This window comes from Frankia sp. AgKG'84/4, from assembly GCF_023242965.2.
Classification (GTDB): domain Bacteria; phylum Actinomycetota; class Actinomycetes; order Frankiales; family Frankiaceae; genus Frankia.
In genome coordinates this window covers 1-780 of record NZ_JALKFU020000920.1, presented here as the reverse complement: position 1 = coordinate 780, position 780 = coordinate 1, and the positions used below count along the sequence as shown (strand labels likewise).

Genomic DNA, 780 nt, shown 5'->3' with positions numbered 1-780 from the left:
GCGTACGCGCCGGTCACCCGCCCGCGCGGGCTGCGCCGGCCGGTGACCCGCGGGTAGCGCAGGTCCGAGGACGTCGCCATGTCCCAGGCGACGTCCAGGACGGGCGTGACCGCACCGTAGAAGCGGCGCGGTACGCCGGGCAGGCCGGCGGCCAGGGTCCCGCGCAGCACCAGTGCCTGCTGGGCGGCGACCGTCATGCCCTGGGCGTAGAGCGGGTTGAAGCTGCACAGGGCGTCGCCGAGGACGACGAGGCCGTCGAGGGGATCACGCAGCGCCTCGAAGTGACGCCGCACCGACTCCCGGAACCGGAACGGCACGGGCGCGGTCAGCGGGGTGGCGGCGCGGAGCAGGTCGTACACGTCCGGCACGGGCAGGCCGCGGGCGAACGCCAGGAAACCGGCCTCGTCGGTCGGCGGGTGCTGGCCGAGCAGACCCGCGAGGGTGACGATCCACCGGGAGTCCTCGGTGCGGGCCACGCCCGCACCGAGGAGCCCGGGCGCGGTGGCCACGATGATGCTGTTCTCGCCGTCGAGGTGCTCGGGGCGACGTTCGTAGAGGCGGGAGGAGTAGCCGAGGTCGACGGTGACCCGCGAGATCGGCGGGGGTTGCTGGCCGCGGGCGGCCAGCCAGTCCAGGCTGCGGGAGTTGCGCCCGCTGGCATCGACGACCAGCTCGGCGGGCAGCTCCGTGATGGCGTCCGGGTCGGCACCGTCCCCGTCGGGGCGGATCCGCACGCCGGTGACCCGCCCGCCGCCGCTGGCCGTGCCGAGCAGGCCGGCC

1 protein-coding gene is annotated in these 780 nt (G+C 75.9%); it reads right to left on the bottom strand.

The window, feature by feature from the left end; translation table 11 throughout:
* The coding region (locus MXD58_RS26040; protein ID WP_518478693.1) for an NAD(P)/FAD-dependent oxidoreductase at positions 1-780 on the bottom strand (780 nt) is incomplete at both ends.